Origin of the sequence: Microbacterium sp. Leaf288 (assembly GCF_001422925.1) — a bacterium.
In the GTDB taxonomy this organism is placed as follows: domain Bacteria; phylum Actinomycetota; class Actinomycetes; order Actinomycetales; family Microbacteriaceae; genus Microbacterium.
In genome coordinates this window covers 330,974-347,096 of sequence record NZ_LMNI01000001.1, presented here as the reverse complement: position 1 = coordinate 347,096, position 16,123 = coordinate 330,974, and the positions used below count along the sequence as shown (strand labels likewise).

At 71.4% G+C, this 16,123-nt stretch carries 15 protein-coding genes; 8 read left to right on the top strand and 7 right to left on the bottom strand.

Annotation, left to right across the window (positions count from 1 at the left end; translation table 11 throughout):
- Positions 1-29: 29 nt before the first annotated feature.
- Positions 30-764, bottom strand: a complete 735-nt coding sequence (locus ASF40_RS01505; RefSeq protein WP_056365426.1) for a Pr6Pr family membrane protein — start codon at positions 762-764, stop codon at positions 30-32.
- 253 nt (positions 765-1,017) lie between these two features.
- Positions 1,018-1,773 carry a Pr6Pr family membrane protein gene (locus tag ASF40_RS01500; RefSeq protein ID WP_056365422.1) on the bottom strand — a complete coding sequence of 252 codons (756 nt, stop codon included), beginning with the start codon at positions 1,771-1,773 and terminating at the stop codon, positions 1,018-1,020.
- 142 nt (positions 1,774-1,915) lie between these two features.
- Between ASF40_RS01500 and ASF40_RS01495 the strand changes: the two genes are divergently transcribed.
- A complete protein-coding gene (locus tag ASF40_RS01495; RefSeq protein ID WP_235560090.1) occupies positions 1,916-3,238 on the top strand; it encodes a M20/M25/M40 family metallo-hydrolase in 1,323 nt (440 codons plus the stop codon).
- A 6-nt stretch (positions 3,239-3,244) separates the two neighbouring features.
- Here the strand turns inward: ASF40_RS01495 and ASF40_RS01490 are convergent, their stop codons facing one another.
- Positions 3,245-3,634: a rhodanese-like domain-containing protein gene (locus ASF40_RS01490; protein WP_056365416.1), complete on the bottom strand. Its 390-nt coding sequence runs from the start codon at positions 3,632-3,634 to the stop codon at positions 3,245-3,247.
- Between the two features lie 260 nt (positions 3,635-3,894).
- Here ASF40_RS01490 and ASF40_RS01485 point away from each other — a divergent pair, with 260 nt between their 5' ends.
- Entirely contained in the window at positions 3,895-5,319 is a 1,425-nt protein-coding gene (locus ASF40_RS01485) for a pyridoxal-phosphate dependent enzyme (protein WP_056365412.1), read from the top strand.
- Positions 5,316-5,891 carry a GNAT family N-acetyltransferase gene (locus ASF40_RS01480; RefSeq protein WP_056365410.1) on the top strand — a complete coding sequence of 192 codons (576 nt, stop codon included), beginning with the start codon at positions 5,316-5,318 and terminating at the stop codon, positions 5,889-5,891. The genes ASF40_RS01485 and ASF40_RS01480 overlap by 4 nt, the downstream gene beginning before the upstream one ends.
- Positions 5,892-5,903: 12 nt before the next feature.
- On the opposite strand, the gene ASF40_RS01475 is transcribed toward ASF40_RS01480, so the two are convergent.
- Positions 5,904-6,401 (bottom strand): hypothetical protein, encoded by a 498-nt coding sequence (locus tag ASF40_RS01475; RefSeq protein ID WP_056366653.1) that lies wholly within the window; start codon positions 6,399-6,401, stop codon positions 5,904-5,906.
- Between the two features lie 54 nt (positions 6,402-6,455).
- Positions 6,456-7,727 carry an HNH endonuclease signature motif containing protein gene (locus tag ASF40_RS01470; protein ID WP_056366650.1) on the bottom strand — a complete coding sequence of 424 codons (1,272 nt, stop codon included), beginning with the start codon at positions 7,725-7,727 and terminating at the stop codon, positions 6,456-6,458.
- Between the two features lie 62 nt (positions 7,728-7,789).
- Between ASF40_RS01470 and ASF40_RS01465 the strand changes: the two genes are divergently transcribed.
- On the top strand, positions 7,790-8,233 hold the full coding sequence (locus tag ASF40_RS01465) for an SRPBCC family protein (RefSeq protein WP_056365407.1): 444 nt from the start codon (positions 7,790-7,792) through the stop codon (positions 8,231-8,233).
- Positions 8,234-8,252: 19 nt separating this feature from the next.
- Here ASF40_RS01465 and ASF40_RS01460 read toward each other — a convergent pair whose 3' ends face one another.
- Positions 8,253-9,566: an LLM class flavin-dependent oxidoreductase gene (locus ASF40_RS01460; RefSeq protein WP_056365404.1), complete on the bottom strand. Its 1,314-nt coding sequence runs from the start codon at positions 9,564-9,566 to the stop codon at positions 8,253-8,255.
- A complete protein-coding gene (locus ASF40_RS01455) occupies positions 9,563-10,618 on the bottom strand; it encodes an LLM class flavin-dependent oxidoreductase (protein WP_056365402.1) in 1,056 nt (351 codons plus the stop codon). The genes ASF40_RS01460 and ASF40_RS01455 overlap by 4 nt, the downstream gene beginning before the upstream one ends.
- 198 nt (positions 10,619-10,816) lie before the next feature.
- Here ASF40_RS01455 and ASF40_RS01450 point away from each other — a divergent pair, with 198 nt between their 5' ends.
- The 4 genes from ASF40_RS01450 to ASF40_RS20755 all read left to right on the top strand — a co-directional run bounded on the left by ASF40_RS01450 (position 10,817) and on the right by ASF40_RS20755 (position 16,049).
- Positions 10,817-11,896 carry an amino acid ABC transporter permease gene (locus tag ASF40_RS01450; RefSeq protein ID WP_056365399.1) on the top strand — a complete coding sequence of 360 codons (1,080 nt, stop codon included), beginning with the start codon at positions 10,817-10,819 and terminating at the stop codon, positions 11,894-11,896.
- A gap of 1 nt (position 11,897) precedes the next feature.
- A complete protein-coding gene (locus ASF40_RS01445) occupies positions 11,898-12,698 on the top strand; it encodes an amino acid ABC transporter ATP-binding protein (protein WP_056365397.1) in 801 nt (266 codons plus the stop codon).
- Positions 12,699-12,750: 52 nt separating this feature from the next.
- Positions 12,751-13,743, top strand: a complete 993-nt coding sequence (locus ASF40_RS01440) for an ABC transporter substrate-binding protein (protein ID WP_056365393.1) — start codon at positions 12,751-12,753, stop codon at positions 13,741-13,743.
- Between the two features lie 128 nt (positions 13,744-13,871).
- Positions 13,872-16,049, top strand: a complete 2,178-nt coding sequence (locus ASF40_RS20755; RefSeq protein ID WP_082496790.1) for an LLM class flavin-dependent oxidoreductase — start codon at positions 13,872-13,874, stop codon at positions 16,047-16,049.
- Positions 16,050-16,123 lie beyond the last annotated feature (74 nt).

The window sequence follows — 16,123 nt, the reverse complement described above, 5'->3', positions numbered from 1 at the left end:
CCATCTGCGGCCTCCCCCGGCGGCGCTGATCAGATCGCCAGCGTGTGGCGCGCGGCCGGGGCGCCGTGACGTGTGGACCGCTTCTCGCGGTACCGGCCGATGAGGATGATGATCGAGCCGATCGCGAGGAAGCCGGCCAGGATCACGCCGATGTAGGTGAACGCCGACGAGTAGCCGCCTGCGCCGTGCGGGTCCAGGAACGGGTACGGGTACCACCACGGTGTGGTGCCGTCGGGGTTCGCGACGCGCTCGCCGCGGACCATCGTGTACGTCGTCCATGCCAGCGGGTAGCCGACGAGCACCGCGAGCGACCACCAGGGCAGCGCCCGCCGGCGCGGGGCCAGCAGCAGGTCCAGCGCGAAGTAGATCGGCAGGACCACGTGCAGCACCTCTGCCGCGTACTTGTCGAGCATCGCGATCCCGGCGGAGTCGCCGAGCGCGATGGCCGACGGCAGTCCGCGCAGCAGCGCGTTGTAGACCAGCCCGAGCAGCAGCACGGGTCCCGTGACCGCCGCCAGGGCCAGCGCGATGCCGAACGGCTCGCGCACGGAGCCCGGGTGCCGCATCGCCCATGATGCGGCCACGAACAGTGTGACGATGCTGAGCAGCGTCGACACGATCGTGAACAGGCTGAAGTAGTTCGCCAGCACGTCGCCGAGGCCCTGCCCCTGGCGCGCTGCGCGGTCTACGTTGACGATGAATCCAGCGACGACTCCGGAGATCCCGGTGAGTGCCGCGGCGATTCGAAACCATGCCCAGTGCATGTCCTACCCCTTTCGACATCACGCGCTTTGCGTGTCGTTCTGCCCCGTGCACAGATGTACTCCCGTCGATACGGGGGTGTATCAAACCTTTGTGTCGGCAGCGTGTGGAAAACGCGCGCCCGGCACCCGGTGTTGTCAGGAAGCTACAACTTGTCCACCGTTTGGTGGACATCGTCGACAAAAGCCGCGGAAATCCGGGCGTGTCCTCCGTTCGGGGGACACGATTCAGCCTCTGTGGCCGGCTGGTCGCGCGTCAGTCCGGCAGTGCGGTGGTGGGGACGGATGCCGCTGCCCCGGCGTCATCCGACGCGCCGGCAGCCGCACCTCGGCGCCGTCCCCACCACACGACGAGGGCCCCGACGGCGACGATCGCGGCCGCGATCCCGATGACGTAGAGGACCACCGAAGGCCAGCCGCCGGGGTTGTTCGGGTTGAGGAACGGGTACGGGTACCAGAACGGGTCACCGCTGACCGGGTTCGTGATGAGGGGTCCGCGGATCATCGTGTAGATCACCCACACGATCGGGAACGCCACCACGCTCCAGAGGCTCCGCCAGCCGAGGGCGCGGCGGAGCGGTCCGAGGAACACGTCGAGGAGCAGGAAGATCGGGGCGATGAGGTGCAGCACCTCGTTGGACCACGGGATCGGGGCGCTGCCCTGCGGCAGCTCGATGCCCCGCAGCAGGGTGTTGTAGACGATGCCCGTGATGATCATGTAGGTGCTGACGCACGCCAGCGCCACCGCGAGACCGTGGGGCTCAGCATCCGCTCGGCGTCCCTTGGTGAGGTACCACAGCGCCGCCCATGCGAGCACGACGGCCGCGGCGGCATTCGAGAGGATCGTGAAGAAGCTGAAGAAGTTCGCGATCGTCGTGGTGACGTCGCGGCCGAGCTCGATGGCCGTGCCGATCGACTTCGCCAGCTGCGCCGAGATCGCGGCGGCGATCAGCGCCGCCATCACGAGTCGCAGCACCGTCCACACCGTCGCCCATCCCCGCGTGCGCGTCATGCGCTCACCATATCGAGTGGGGAGTGTCGCGGCGCGTCGCGGTGTGACTCCGCGTGGCACGCGTCGGCGCGAGGGCGGCACGAGTCGGGCTAGCCTCGGCCGCGGCGGAGGGACCGCCGTGCCCGAACCGAGGAGGACCACCGTGCCGACGCTGCTGGAGGACGAGGCGCTGCAGTTCGTGCGGGACCTGATCCGCATCGAGACCGTGAACACCGGCGTCGCCGCGACGATCGGCGACGGCGAGACCCGCGCGGCGCGGTGGGTGCAGGAGCGCCTGGCCGAGGTCGGCATCGCGTCGGAGCTCGTCGAGTCGCGCCCCGGGCGCGGCTCGCTCATCGCGCGCGTTCCGGGGAGCGATCCGGATGCCGGCGCCCTGCTCGTGCACGCGCACCTCGACGTCGTGCCCGTCGAGGAGAAGGACTGGACGCACCCGCCGTTCGGCGCCGACGTCGAGGACGGCTACCTCTACGGCCGCGGCGCCGTGGACATGAAGAACTACGCGGGCACGATCCTCGCGGTGGCGCGGCACTTCGCCCGCGAGGGGATCGTGCCGCGGCGCGACCTGGTGTTCGCGTTCCTGGCCGACGAGGAGAGCGGCGGCGTGTGGGGCGCCGGATGGCTGGTCGAGAACCGGCCCGACCTGTTCGCGGGCGTCACTGAGGCGCTCAGCGAGGTCGGCGGATTCTCGGTGCCGCTGGCCGACGAGCCCGGCGACGACCGCCGCGCGTACCTCGTCGCCACCAGCGAGAAGGGTGTCGCCTGGTCGACGCTGCGCGCCCGCGGCCACGCCGCGCACGGCTCGCGGCCCACCGACGACAACGCCGTCGTGCGGCTCGCGCAGGCCGTCGCGGCCGTCGGTGCCCACCGGTTCCCGGTCGTGCGCACGCCTGCGCTGCAGCGCTTCCTCGACGTGTTCGGTGCGGCGCGCGGTCTGGCGTTCACCGATGAGTCGCTCGCGGACGACCTCGAGAGCCTCGGATTCGTGTCGTCGCTCGTCGGCGCGACGACACGCAACACCGCGACCCCGACCGTGCTCGACGCCGGCGACAAGACGAACATCATCCCGGCGGAGGCGGCGGCGCGGCTCGACATCCGCATCCTCCCCGGCCAGGACGACGCGCTGCGCGAGGGCCTGCGCGAGCTCGTCGGCGACGACATCGACATCCGCGAGGGGCGCTGGTGGTCGGCGACCGAGGCTCCGGTCGATGCGCCGATCATCGACGTCCTCCAGGACGCGATCTCGGTCGACGACCCCGACGGCGTGGTCGTGCCGTATCTGCTGCCGGCCAGCACCGACAACAAGCACTTCGCGAAGCTCGGCATCCACGGCTACGGGTTCGTTCCGCTGCGTGTGCCCCGCGACTTCGATGTGTTCGCGCAGTTCCACGCCGCCGACGAGCGGATCCCCGTCGACGCGCTCCACTTCTCGGCGCGGGTGACCGAGCGGATCCTGCGGACCGCCTGACGACCGCTATCGAGACGGCGCCTCCGCGGTGGGTGCGCCCGATTCCTTCCACGCCGGGAAGCCGCCGTCGACGTGGGCGACGTTGGTGAAGCCCTTCTCGCGGAGCTGTTCGGCGACGGGACCGGAGCCGCGGATCGAGCCGCAGACGATGACGATGTCCTGGTCCCAGTCGGTGATCTCGGCGAACTTCTCGGGCGAGTCGATGAGGAACTGCGCGTCGAGGTTGTCGCGATCGCCGCGGATGGAGCCGGGGATCACGCCGTCGCGCTCGCGGCCGGCGTCGCTGCGCACGTCGATCACGAGGGCGCCCGCGGCGGCGCGCCCGGCGGCCTCTTCGGCCGTGATGAGCGGCGCGTCGAAGGTGGGCTCGGCCGCGGTGTCGGTGGTGTCGGTCATGGCGGGGTGATCCTTTCGGACGGACGGACGGACGTCGGACGGACGGACGGATGCCGCTCCTCGGCGCCACGCTACGGCCGGCGCGCGCCGCTCCAGGCATCCGTCCGTCACACGGCGCCATGATCCGTCACGCGCCGTCGCGAGCGGCCCGGGTCTGTGACGCCGCGCGACGTCGCATGGCCCCGCGCGACGAAGCCGGGCCGGGTCCATGCCACGGGCGCCGTAGCGTCTGGGGACATCCTTGGGAAGGCGGGTTGCTCATGGTGCGGTACGAGTCCGTGATCGAGTCCATCGGGGGCACGCCGCTCGTGCGTGTGCATCGCCTCGCGGCCGGGCTGCTGCCGAGGGTCTACGTGAAGCTGGAGCACCAGAACCCCGGTGGCAGCGTCAAGGATCGCGCCGCGCTCTCGATGATCCGCGCCGCCGAGCGCGACGGTGCGCTCCGCCCGGGTGGGACCGTGGTGGAGGTGACCTCCGGCAACACCGGCGTGGGTCTGGCGCTCGTGGCGGCGCACCTCGGCTATCGCGCGGTGATCTTCACGTCGAGCCAGATCGCGGCGGAGAAGATCAGCCTGCTCCGGGCGTACGGCGCCGAGGTGCGACTCGTCGACGCGTTCGTGCCGAAGGGGCACCCCGACAGCCTGTCCGCGGCCGCGGACCGGTTCGTCGACGGGACGCCCGGCGCCTGGCGTGCCGACCAGTACGACAACCCCGCCAACCCCGCCGCGCACGTCGGTTCGACCGGCCCGGAGATCTGGGCCGACACCGAGGGGGCCGTGACGCACTTCGTCGCGAGCGTGGGCACGGGCGGCACCATCTCGGGCACGGGCCGTGCGCTCAAGGAGCTCAGTGGTGGGGCGGTGCGCGTGATCGCGGCCGATCCGGCCGGCTCGTCGTACTCGGGCGGTGACGGCAGCCCGAAGTACATCGAGGGCGCCGGCCACACGGTGCACCCCGAGGCGGACGAGGACATCTGGCCGCAGTCCTTCCACCTCGACGTCGTCGACGAGTACGTCACCGTCGACGATCGCGAGGCGATCCTCACCGCCCGGCGCGCGGCCCGTGAGGACGGACTGCTGCTGGGCGGTTCTGCCGGCACCGCGCTGGCCGCGGCGCTGCGGCTGGCCGGACGGCTCGGCCGCGACGACGTGGTCGTGGCCCTCGCGCCCGATTCCGGACGCAACGCGCTCTCCACCTATTTCGACGACGAGTGGCTCGCCGACCGGGGTTTCGTCTTCGAGCAGCGCGATGCGCCGACGCTGGAGGGTCTGGTGGAGGAGCCCGCGGCGCGCGTGGGCCTGCACCTGTCGGTGGCCGAGGCGGTGGAGCGTCTCGAGGAGAGCGGGACGGATGCTGCGGCCCCGGTGCTCGCCGTATACCTGCGCAGCGATCACGAGGCGCCGTTCTCCGCGCGTGACGCTGCCGGTCTCGTGACCCTCGACGGCCTCCGGCGCGCGCTCGCCGCCGGTGCCGGGGAGGGCCTCGTGCGTGACCGCGTGGCCGCGCCACCGCCCACCGTCGGCATCGGGCGCTCGCCCGGCGAGGTGCTCGCGGCGCTGGATGATTCGCATCCCGGCTGGGCGGCAGCATCCGTCCTGCGCGATGGAAGGATCGTGGGAGTGATCACCCGGGAGACCCTCGTCGCTCACACCGATCGTGCCGATCGCCTGGTCGTCGCGCGATGACCGCGGAGCTGCTGCAGACGGATGCCGCGCACACCGGTGCGTCGGGTCCCGCGTCGACCGCCGCGACGGGTGGCTTCCTGGTGCGGACCGCCCGCCCTGACGAGTACGACCGGGTCGGCGAGGTGACCTACCTCGGCTTCGGGCACGGCGAGCCCGGCGCGACGCAGCCCGACGCCGAACGGCTCGCGCTGCTGCACGGGGCGGCCGCGCGGGCCGAGGCCGGCGACCTGCTCGTGGCCGTCGATGACTCGGGGGCGATCCTCGGCACGGCGAGCCTCCTGCGCGCCGACAGTGCTCTGGTGCGGCAGTCGCGGGGTGGCGAGGCGGAGCTGCGCCTGCTGGCGGTGCTGCCCGAGGCGCGCCGCCGGGGGATCGGCGAGGCGCTCATGGCCGAGGCGATCGCCCGCGCCCGGACGTGGGGTGCGCCGGCTCTGGTGCTCGACACCGGCCCGCAGAACGAGCGGTCGCAGCGGCTCTACCACCGCCTCGGCTTCGACCGGCTGCCGGAGCGGGAGACGATCCCGGCGTCACGCGGGGGTCTCCTCGCCGTGTTCCGGCTGCCCTTCGGGTGATTCGCGGGGCCGTCAACCGCCGAAGCGCTCGGCCTGCATCCGCGCGGCCGCAGCCGCGGGGTCCTCATCCCACGTGCGCGGTCGGGCCCCCTCGAGCACGCGGCTGAGCGGCACCCAGCCGACCCACCGCAGAGGCTCCCACCCGGTCGCCGGCGTCAGCGCCTCGAGGGCGCGGTACTCGTCGACGCGCACGCGGTCCCAGGCATGCACCACGCGGCCGTCGTCGAGGCTGAGCCCGACATGACCCCAATCGCGGCGCTCGCCGAAGAGCTCGCCGACACTCTCGTAGAAGACGAGCGCGTCGGCCGGCGGTGCGCCGGTGTTCCCGACTGCGCCATAGAGACGCGCAGACTCCGCCGCATCGTCGCCGCCGAACATCTCGAGGTCGTTCGAGCGCTCGATCGCGTCCTCCACGAACGCCAGGCAGCGCGTCGCGTACGCCGTCGAGCCTTCGTGGGCGAGCGCCCACGTCCGGGCGTTGATCCCGCAGGTCGCCACGTCGAAACTCATCGCCAGCAGGCTAACGAACGCGCCGGTCCCGCGCATGCGCGCGGGCTGCGATGGTCAGAACGGCGCGTCGTCGTGGTCCGCCGACCGGAACACGGGAACTGCGCGTTCCGGCTTGACGAGGTACCGGCGACCCGCGGGGGAGGTCCAGAGGATCGCGCCGCCCGACCCGGCGACCTGTTCGATCGTCCAGTCGGTGTGGTGTCGGACAGTGTGATGACCTTCGCACAGCGGCCCCAGATTCGTCAGTTCGGTGCTTCCGCCGAGCGCCCAATCGACGTTGTGATCGATGTCGCACCGGGAAGCCGGCATCCCGCAGCCGGGTCCCATGCACCGATCCGCGCGCCACTTCACGAGCTTCGCCAGCGCCGGCGGTGGCCGGTACTGATCGCGTCCGACGGAGAGCACCATTCCGGTCTCGGGGTGGGTGAGCACCCGCGTCCAGCCGGGCGCGCCGCCCACCAGTTGCCGCGCCAGGGGCAAGGGGATAGGCCCGATGCCCTCGACGACCGGCGGGTCGATCCCCGCGGCTGCGCGGGACGCGTCGGACTCGTGGAGGAGAGCGAGCACCGGGACCGTGACGAAAACCGTCGCCCGCACACCACGGGCCTGCTCGGGATGAGCCTCGACAGCACCGTCGACGAGGAGGTCGAGCACGACATCGGCGCGCGCCTGGTCGAGGGTGCGCGTGTCGCCGTCGGCCGCCTTGACGACCTTGGCCATCGCGGTGGCCCGTGAATGTACGGCGGTGATCGCAACCATGGGAGCGTAGAGATGCAGCCATCCCATCCCGTCGTCGTCGGGCTCGACGGCGATCCGGCGCCTCGTCACGGCCCGCTCATAGCGTTCGGCGAGCGTCGCTGATCGCACGGTGTCGATGAGCGAACGAAGCTTGCGCCGGAACGTTCCCACCGGCTCCGCCTCCGCCAGTGCGAGGCCCGGCGCGAGCACCTGCGTGCGGAACTCGGGTTCGAGTTCGTTCACCGCGGAGACCAGGATCTCGGCGTGCCGCTCCGTGATGCGTGCCCGTTCCATCGATGCCAGCACCACGGGGTAGGTGTGCACCATCGCCTCTGCGAGGGCGAGCAGGTCACCGGCGGCCTGCTCGGTGATGCGCAGCGCGGCCGCGAGTTCGAGCCGAACCCCCCGCTCCACAACGTCGGTCAGAACCCTGCCGTTGCGGGTCGCCTCGCGAAGTGCCTCACGCCGCATCACGTCGATGCGCACCAGCCGCTGCGCGGCGAGCACCGTCATCATGTCGGCCGCCTCGAGGACGAGATCGAGCTCATCCGGAAGCACCAGGTGGGGGAGCTCCGGGTCGATGAACATGCTCCGACCATAGAACATACCTCCGACACTGCGACCCCTGTGAGTACGTCCATGATGGAAGGGTGCCGTCGACCTTCACGCTCGTGACCGAGACCCCGTTGTCGGTCGAGGCGCTCTTCGACCTGTCGCTCGACATCGACGCCCACGTCGCCTCGATGGCGCGGTCGCGTGAGCGAGCCGTCGCCGGCGTCGTGAGCGGGCGGATCGGCCTCGGTGAGACGGTCACGTGGCGTGCTCGTCATCTCGGCGTCTGGTGGACGATGACCTCGCAGATCACGACGCTCGACAGGCCGACCCGGTTCGTCGATCAGCAGGTTCGGGGTCCGTTCCGGAGCTTCATCCACGAGCACCGGTTCGAGCGGCTCGAGGCCGGTTCCCGCATGACGGACACCGTCACGCTCGCCTCCCCGGTCTTCGGGTCACTCGCTGAGCGACTGGTGCTCGTGCCCTACCTGCGCCGACTCATCCGCAACCGCAACGCGCATCTCCTCGCGGCCCTCGGCTGAGCCGGCTCCCGGCCGATCGTCAGGCCGCGAGCTCCGCGCTCTCGCCCACCTCCGGCAGCCCGAGGTTCTCCCGCAGCGTCGTTCCCACGTACTCGGTCGGATAGATGCCGCGTTCCTGCAGCTCGGGAATGAGGCCGTCCACGATGTCGTCGAGTCCCTCGGGCACGAGGTACGGCGAGACGTTGAAGCCGTCGACGGCGCCCGCTTCCACGTACTGCTGCACCCGGTCGGCGATCGTCGAGTACCCGCCCACGAAGGTGCGCAGCGACGACCGCTTGATGACGAACTCGCGGATCGAGAGGCCCTCGGCGGCCGCGCTCTCGCGCCACTCGCGCGCCGTCTCGACCGCGCGGCGGCCCTGGAACAGCGACCCGCGCTGCCCGTCCACCTCGTCGACGACGGGGTCGATGTCGGGCAGAGGTCCGTCGGCGTCGAACTCGGAGAGGTCGCGGCCCCAGATCGGCTCGAGGAAGCGGATCGCCGTCTGCGGCGGCACCTGCGCGCGCGTGACCCACTCGGCCTTCTCGCGGGCCTCGGCGTCGGTCGCCGCCAGGATGAACTGCGCGCCGGGGAAGAACTTGAGGTCGTCCTCGCTCCGTCCGTGGCGAGGGAGACGCCGGCGCACGTCGGCGGCGAACGCCACGGCGTCCTCCAGACCCGGATGCCCCGAGAAGATCACGTCCGCGCTGGATGCCGCGAACTCGCGGCCCTCGTCGGAGTCGCCGGCCTGGAACAGCACCGGCCGCCCCTGCGCGCTCGGCGGCAGCGGCGCGGGTCCCTCGAACGACACGAGCTGATCGGCCACCGACACGGGCGTGCCGACGCCGTCGGCTCCGGCATCCCACAGCCGCTGCGCCGCGGCCACGAACTGCGCCGCGCGTCGGTAGCGGTCGGCGTGCTCGAGGTAGCCGCCCCGACGGAAGTTCGCACCGGTCCAGGCGTTGTCGGTCGTGACGATGTTCCAGCCCGCACGGCCGCCGCTCAACAGGTCGAGCGAGTTCAGGCGCTTCGCGAGGTCGTAGGGGTCGTTGTACGTGGTGTTCTGCGTGGCCACGAGGCCGATGCGCTCGGTGACGGCGGCGAGGGCCGCCAGCTGCGTCTGCGCGTCCGGCCGGCCGGCGATGTCGAGGTCGTGGATGCGCCCGAAGTGCTCGCGCAGCCGCAGGCCCTCACCGAGGAAGAAGGCCGAGAAGAGCCCGCGCTCGGCGGTCTGCGCGATGCGGCGGAACGATTCGAAGTCGTACTGCGACCCGCTGCGGTCGCTCGACCAGATGGTGCCGAAGTTGACCCCCTGGAAGAAGACACCGAACTGGATGCGACGGGACGTGGTCATGCGAACTCCTTCACAGCGGCATAGCGATTGACAGGCCTGTCGAGTCCGAGCGCGTCGCGCAAGGTCTCCCCGGCGCGCGGCGAGCGGAACCCGACCCGCTTCCGCAGCGCCGGCAGCACCGCGTGGCCCACCTCCTCGAGATCGACATCGAGTTCGGCGGCGCGCAAGCGGACGCCGTCCACGGATGCTGCGAGCTCGGCGAGCAGAGCGACCAGACCGCCCGCCTCGCCTGCGTAGCGCAGGCGCCCGACCTCCGGCCAGGGCCCCAGCACGGACAGCCGCCGAGCCGCGGACACCCCTCGGGCGTCGAGCACCACTTCGACCTCGGCCCAGACGAGGCTCGCGCCTGCCGCACGTGCGCGGGCGGCAGCATCCGAGATCTCCGCCGGATCGGCACCCGTGACCAGCGCGACGTCCGCACCCGCGGTGCCCGCGGGCGCCACCACCACGAGCTGCCCCTGCGGCGGCCGTGGCGTGATGAGCGGGCCCTTCACCGAGAAGCTCTCGCCCTCGAAGTCGACGTAGTGCAGCCTGTCGGCGTCGAGATACCGGCCGGTCGCGACGTCCTGGATGACGGCGTTGTCCTCCCACGAGTCCCAGAGCCGGCGCGCGACCTCGATGACGTCCGCGCGCTCGCGGTCGAGCTCGGCGTCGGTCAACGCCTCGCGTCCGTACGCGGCGGCTTCGCGCGCGGACCCGGAGGCGGCGGCGATCCAGCCCGCGCGGCGTTTCGAGGTCCAGTCGAGGCTCGCGAGCTGCGTGGCCACGTGGAACGGCTCGCTGTAGGCGACGTGCACGACCGGCACGAGCCCGATGGCGGAGGTGAGCGGCGCGACGAACGCCGCGCGCTGCACGGCGTCCAGACGCGCGACCGCATCCCCCACCGGCAGCGGTGAGTCGTCGAATGTCACGGCGGTGAAGCCGAGCCGCTCGGCGCTCGCGACGCGCGAGGCGAGCAGGCGGGGCGACAGCGCAGCGGAGGCGGAGGATGCCGCGGGGTGGGCGCCGTGGGCATCCAGCTCCAGGGCGACAGCGAACGGGGTGTCGGACATGCGAGCCACGGTAGGTCTCCGCACCCGCACGGGGCCGGACTGCGTCGCCGGGTTCCGGAGTGTGACGCCGCGTTGCAGACCGTCACGATCCGTGTCGCCTGACGGCCCGCGCGGCTGGGCGGTCGGCCCGGCGGGGCCCTACCGTCGGCCTACCGGCGCAGCCCGCAGACCCCCCGCGCCCCGACCGAGGAGCCCCTCATGACCGACACACTTCCGCGCCAGGCAGGCGCCGCCGAGGCCGCCCCGCCGTCGTCCGCGGCGTCGTCGCGCGTCGACCTGGGCGACCTCCGCGTGGTCCACACCCGGCACTGGTTCCGGTGGTCGATCGGCATCGTCGTGCTGTTCGTCGTCGCCCAGTTCGCCTGGTCGCTGGTGACGAACGAGAACTACGAATGGGACGTCTTCGCCCACTACTTCCTCTCGGAGCCGGTGCTGCAGGGCGTCGGCATCACGCTGGCACTCACCGTGATCTCGGCGACCATCGGCTTCTTCCTCGGCACGCTCCTCGCGCTCGCCCGTCTGGCGAAGTCGCCGCTGCTCAACTCCGCCGCCTGGGTCTTCATCTGGTTCTTCCGCTCGGTGCCGCTCGTGGTGCAGATCATCGTCTGGTACAACCTCGGCTACCTGTATCCGACCCTCGGCCTCGGCACCCCGTTCACGACCGACTTCTGGATCGTCGAGTTCCCGACCGTGCAGCTCATCAGCGCCTTCGCGGCCGCCATCCTCGGCCTCAGCCTCAACCAGGCGGCCTACTCGGCGGAGATCATCCGCGGCGGCCTGCTGTCGGTCGACCAGGGCCAGCTCGAGGCGGCCGCGGCACTCGGCATCCCTCCGCGTCGCCGGTTGACCCGCATCATCCTGCCGCAGGCGATGCGCTCGATCGTCCCCAACGCCACCAACGAGGTGATCGGCCTCGTCAAGGGCGCATCGGTGGTGTTCGTGATCGCGATCCCCGAGGTGTTCTACGCGGTGCAGGTCATCTACAACCGCAACAGCCGCGTGATCCCGCTGCTGCTCGTCGCGGTGGTCTGGTACACGATCATCACCACGATCCTCAGCATCGCGCAGTACTACATCGAGCGGCACTACGCCCGCGGCACGGTGCGCGTGCTGCCGCCGACGCCCGTCCAGCGGGCCCGTCACTGGCTCGGCGTGCAGTGGGCGCGTCTCGGGGACTCCGGTGCGTCCCCACCTCCTCTGGAGGGATCGGATGCTGCACCCCTGCCCACTGCGGCACAGCACAGCAACGGCAACGACGCGAAGTTCGGAGGGCGCTGACATGAGCACCGTCACGGAGACCCCCACGGAGACCCCCACGAAGGGCCTCGTCGAGATCCACAACGTCCACAAGAGCTACGGCGGCGTCGAGGTGCTGCGCGGCATCGACCTGACCGTCCAGCCGGGCGAGGTCGTCGCGATCCTCGGGCCGAGCGGCTCGGGCAAGTCGACGCTCCTGCGCACGATCAACCACCTCGAGAGCGTCGACCGCGGCTCGGTCACGGTCGACGGCCAGCTCATCGGATACGAGCTGCGCGGCGGCAAGCTCTACGAGCTGCGTGAGCGGGAGGTGCTGGAGCGCCGCACGCAGATCGGCATCGTCTTCCAGAACTTCAACCTCTTCCCGCACCTGACCGCTCTCGAGAACGTCACCGAGGCGCCCGTCGCGCTCGGCCGGCTCTCGAAGGACGACGCCCGCGAGCTCGCGCTGGGCCTGCTCGATCGCGTGGGACTCGCCGACAAGGCCGAGCACTACCCCCGGCAGCTGTCGGGCGGGCAGCAGCAGCGCGTCGCGATCGCGCGCGCCCTCGCGCTCAAGCCCAAGGTGATCCTGTTCGACGAGCCGACCAGCGCGCTCGATCCGGAGCTCGTCGGCGAGGTGCTCGACGTCATCCGCGACCTCGCGCAGCTCGGCACGACGCTCGTGATCGTCACGCACGAGGTCGGGTTCGCCCGCGAGGTCGCCGACCGCGTCGTGTTCCTCGACGGCGGCCGCGTCATCGAGCAGGGTCCGCCCGCCGAGGTGCTGGTCGCACCGAAGCATCCCCGCGTCCAGGACTTCCTCGCGAAGGTCCTGGCCTGAACCCCCCGAGATCTCGCCTTCGAGTCCTCACCCGAGAAAAGGAAACACAGCAATGGCACTGAGCAAGAAACAAGGCATCGCGATCGGCGTCGGCGTCGTCGCGGTGGCCGCGATCGTCGGCGGCATCGTCTGGGGCGTCAACCAGAACGCCCCGGCCGAGGCGGCCGCCCCCGAGGCGACCGAGGAGTCGGCGAACGTCGCGACCGACGACATCCAGTGGGTTCGCCTGGACGAGCCCGTCGCCGAAGCCGTGGAGGCGCTCGAGGCGAGCGGCTTCGAGCCGGTCGAGCCGGGCAAGCTCACGGTGGCGCACTCCGCGTACGTCCCCCCGCTGGGCTACATCCCCGAGGGCGAGACGAACCCCGCCGGCACCGAGCCGAACATCGGCGCCCTGATCGCCGACGCGCTCGGCCTCGAGTACAACCCGGTCGTCGTCGCGTGGGCGGACTGGCCCCTCGGCATCCAGTCCGGCAAGTACGACCTCATCACCTCGAACGTCACGGTGACCGAGGAGCGCAAGGAGCTCTACGACTTCGCGAGCTACCGCGAGGACCTCCTCGGCTTCTACGTGAAGAGCGACAGCGACATCGAGAAGATCGAGGAGGCCGCCGACATCACGGGCCTCAAGATCGCGGTCGGCTCGGGCACGAACCAGGAGCAGGTGCTGCTCGCGTGGAACGAGGAGCTCGAGGCCGCCGGCGAAGAGCCGGCGGAGCTGCAGTACTTCGACGACAACGCCGCGACCGTGCTGGCGCTGCAGTCGGGCCGCATCGACGCGACGTTCGGTCCGAACGCGACGTCGGCCTGGGCCGCTCGCGAGACCGGTGACACCAAGCTCGTGGGCCTCGTGCCCGGCGGCTGGCCGCTGACGGCGAACATCGCCGCCGCGACCGCCAAGGGCAACGGCCTCATCGAGCCCGTGGCCATCGCGCTCAACCACCTCATCGAGAACGGCCAGTACGACGAGGTCCTCAAGATCTGGGACCTCACGTCCGAGCGCGTCGACGAGAGCCTCGTCAACCCGCCGGGACTGCCCAAGTCCTGACAGATCGGCACAGGATCGGAGGTTTCGGACGACACGCCGGGGACGGATGCCGCCACCCGGCGTGTCGCCGAGAACCTCCGATTCTGTGCCCTCGTTCTCCACGTCTGCACCACGTCTAGGGAGCACCCATGTCCCGCGTTCCGCTCTCCGTCCTCGACCTGTCGCCGTTCGGCTCGGGTCAGACACCCGCCGACGGCCTCCGCGCCAGCATCGGCCTGGCGCGCGCGGCCGAGCGCCTCGGCTACCGGCGCTACTGGGTCGCCGAGCACCACTTCAATCCCGGGATCGCCGGCGCCGCTCCGCACGTGCTGCTGGCTTCCGTCGCGGCCGTGACGCACAGCATCCGTGTCGGCACGGCCGCCACCATCATCGGCAACTACTCGCCGGCGCAGGTCGCCGAGGCCGCCGGCGTCGTGGCGCAGCTGCACCCCGGCCGGTTCGACCTCGGCATCGGGCGCTCGGGATCACGCAGCGCCGCGGCGGCCGCGCTGCCCGCCGCACCGGAGGATCGCGTCGTCGACGGGCTCCTGCTGCCCGCCGCCCGTCCGTTCGCCGGGTTCGACTCGGAGCGCTTCGTCGTGCAGGCGCGGCTGCTCGGCCGAACCGAGGCCGACGCCGAGCGCTTCGCGGACGAGGTCGCCGACATCCTGTCGTTCTTCGACGGTACGTTCTCACCCCCCGAAGACGTGCCGATCCACGTCACGCCCGCCGAGGGCGCCGACGTCACGGTGTGGATCCACGGCTCGACTGCCGGCCCGAGCGCACGTCTCGCCGGCGAGCTCGGGCTTCCGTTCGGCGCGAACTACCACGTCGCCCCCGGCTTCGTGCTCGAGGCGATCGCCGAGTACCGCGCCGCGTTCCGCCCGGGCCGCATCGCCGAGCCCTACGTCATCGTGTCGGTCGACGCCGTCGTCGCCGAGACGGATGCCGCGGCCCGCCGTATCGCCGCGGGTTACGGTCGATGGGTGCACAGCATCCGCGCCGGCCAGGGCGCCGTCCCCTTCCCCTCGCCCGACGAGGCCGCGGCCGATCCGCTGACGGCCGAGGAGCTCGCGGTCGTCCGCGACCGCCTCGACACGCAGTTCGTCGGTTCGCCCGAGACCGTGGTCGAGCGGCTCGAGACGCTGCAGCGGGTGACCGGCGCCGACGAGCTCCTCGTCACGACGGTGACGCACGACCCCGTGGACCGGGTGCGCTCGTACGAACTGCTGGCCGAGGCGTGGGACGCCGAACCCGACGCGAGCGCCGGGTCTGCAGCATCCGTGTCTTCCGACTGGACCATCCGGCTCGTGCGCACCGAGGAGTACGAGCAGGCGGGTGACGTGACCGCACAGGCGTACCTCTCGAGCTACGACAAGCTGTCCGACGAGTACGTCGCCTCGCTGCGCGACGTCGCCGGCCGCGTGCGCGAAGGCGACGTATGGGTGGCCGTCGAGCCCGACGGAGAGATCCTCGGCACCGTGTGGGTCGCGCGGCCGAACCGCCCGCTCGCGGAGGTCGCGCGGCCCGGAGAGACGGACTTCCGGCAGCTCGCGGTGGCTCCCGCCGCCCGCGGTCGGGGTATCGGCGAGGCGCTCACCCGCCACGTCATCGACCTCGCTCGCGAGCGGGGCTCGCACCGCGTCGTGATGAACAGCGGCCCCGAGATGACCGGCGCCCACGCGCTGTACGCCAAGCTCGGCTTTCGGAGGCTCTCGGAGCGCGAAGGGCTGTGGGAGGTGCAGCCCGGCCGCTGGATCGAGCTGTACACGTTCGGCTACGACCTCGCGCCCGAGCCCGCAGACGCGTCGCCGGGCGAGCAGGCGTGGACCTTCGAGACGGTCCCCTGGGACGACCCGCGCGCCGAGGAGCTCCGCGCGGAGATGGACGTCGAGGTCTCGCCGCGCTACGCGGATCGGCTCACGGATGCTGCACCCGCCGCGGCGGAGGAGGCTCAGCGCACGTTCGCGGTCGACCCCGACACGATCGTCGCGACGGTGCTCGCCGTGGACGCCGCAGGCGACGCGGTCGGTCACGCGGCGCTGCGGGATCTCGCCCACGACGGCACCCGCGACCTCGAGGTGAAACGCGTGTTCGTGAAGCCGCGCGCACGCGGCACGGGTGCGAGCCGCGCCCTGATGCGAGAGCTCGAGCGCATCGCGCAGGATCGCGGGGCCGGCCGCCTGATTCTGCAGACCGGCGACCGCCAGCACGACGCGGTCGTGCTCTACGAGCGCATCGGGTACCGCCCGATCCCCATCTTCGAGCCGTATACGGCGTTCGCCTTCTCGCAGTGCTTCGCGAAGGAGCTCGCTGCGCCGGTGTGAGCACGGGGTTCCGTCGGTCGATCCTCCTGAGACGAGGAGTCTCAAATGCTGCATGATGGGTTCAGCATTCGGGA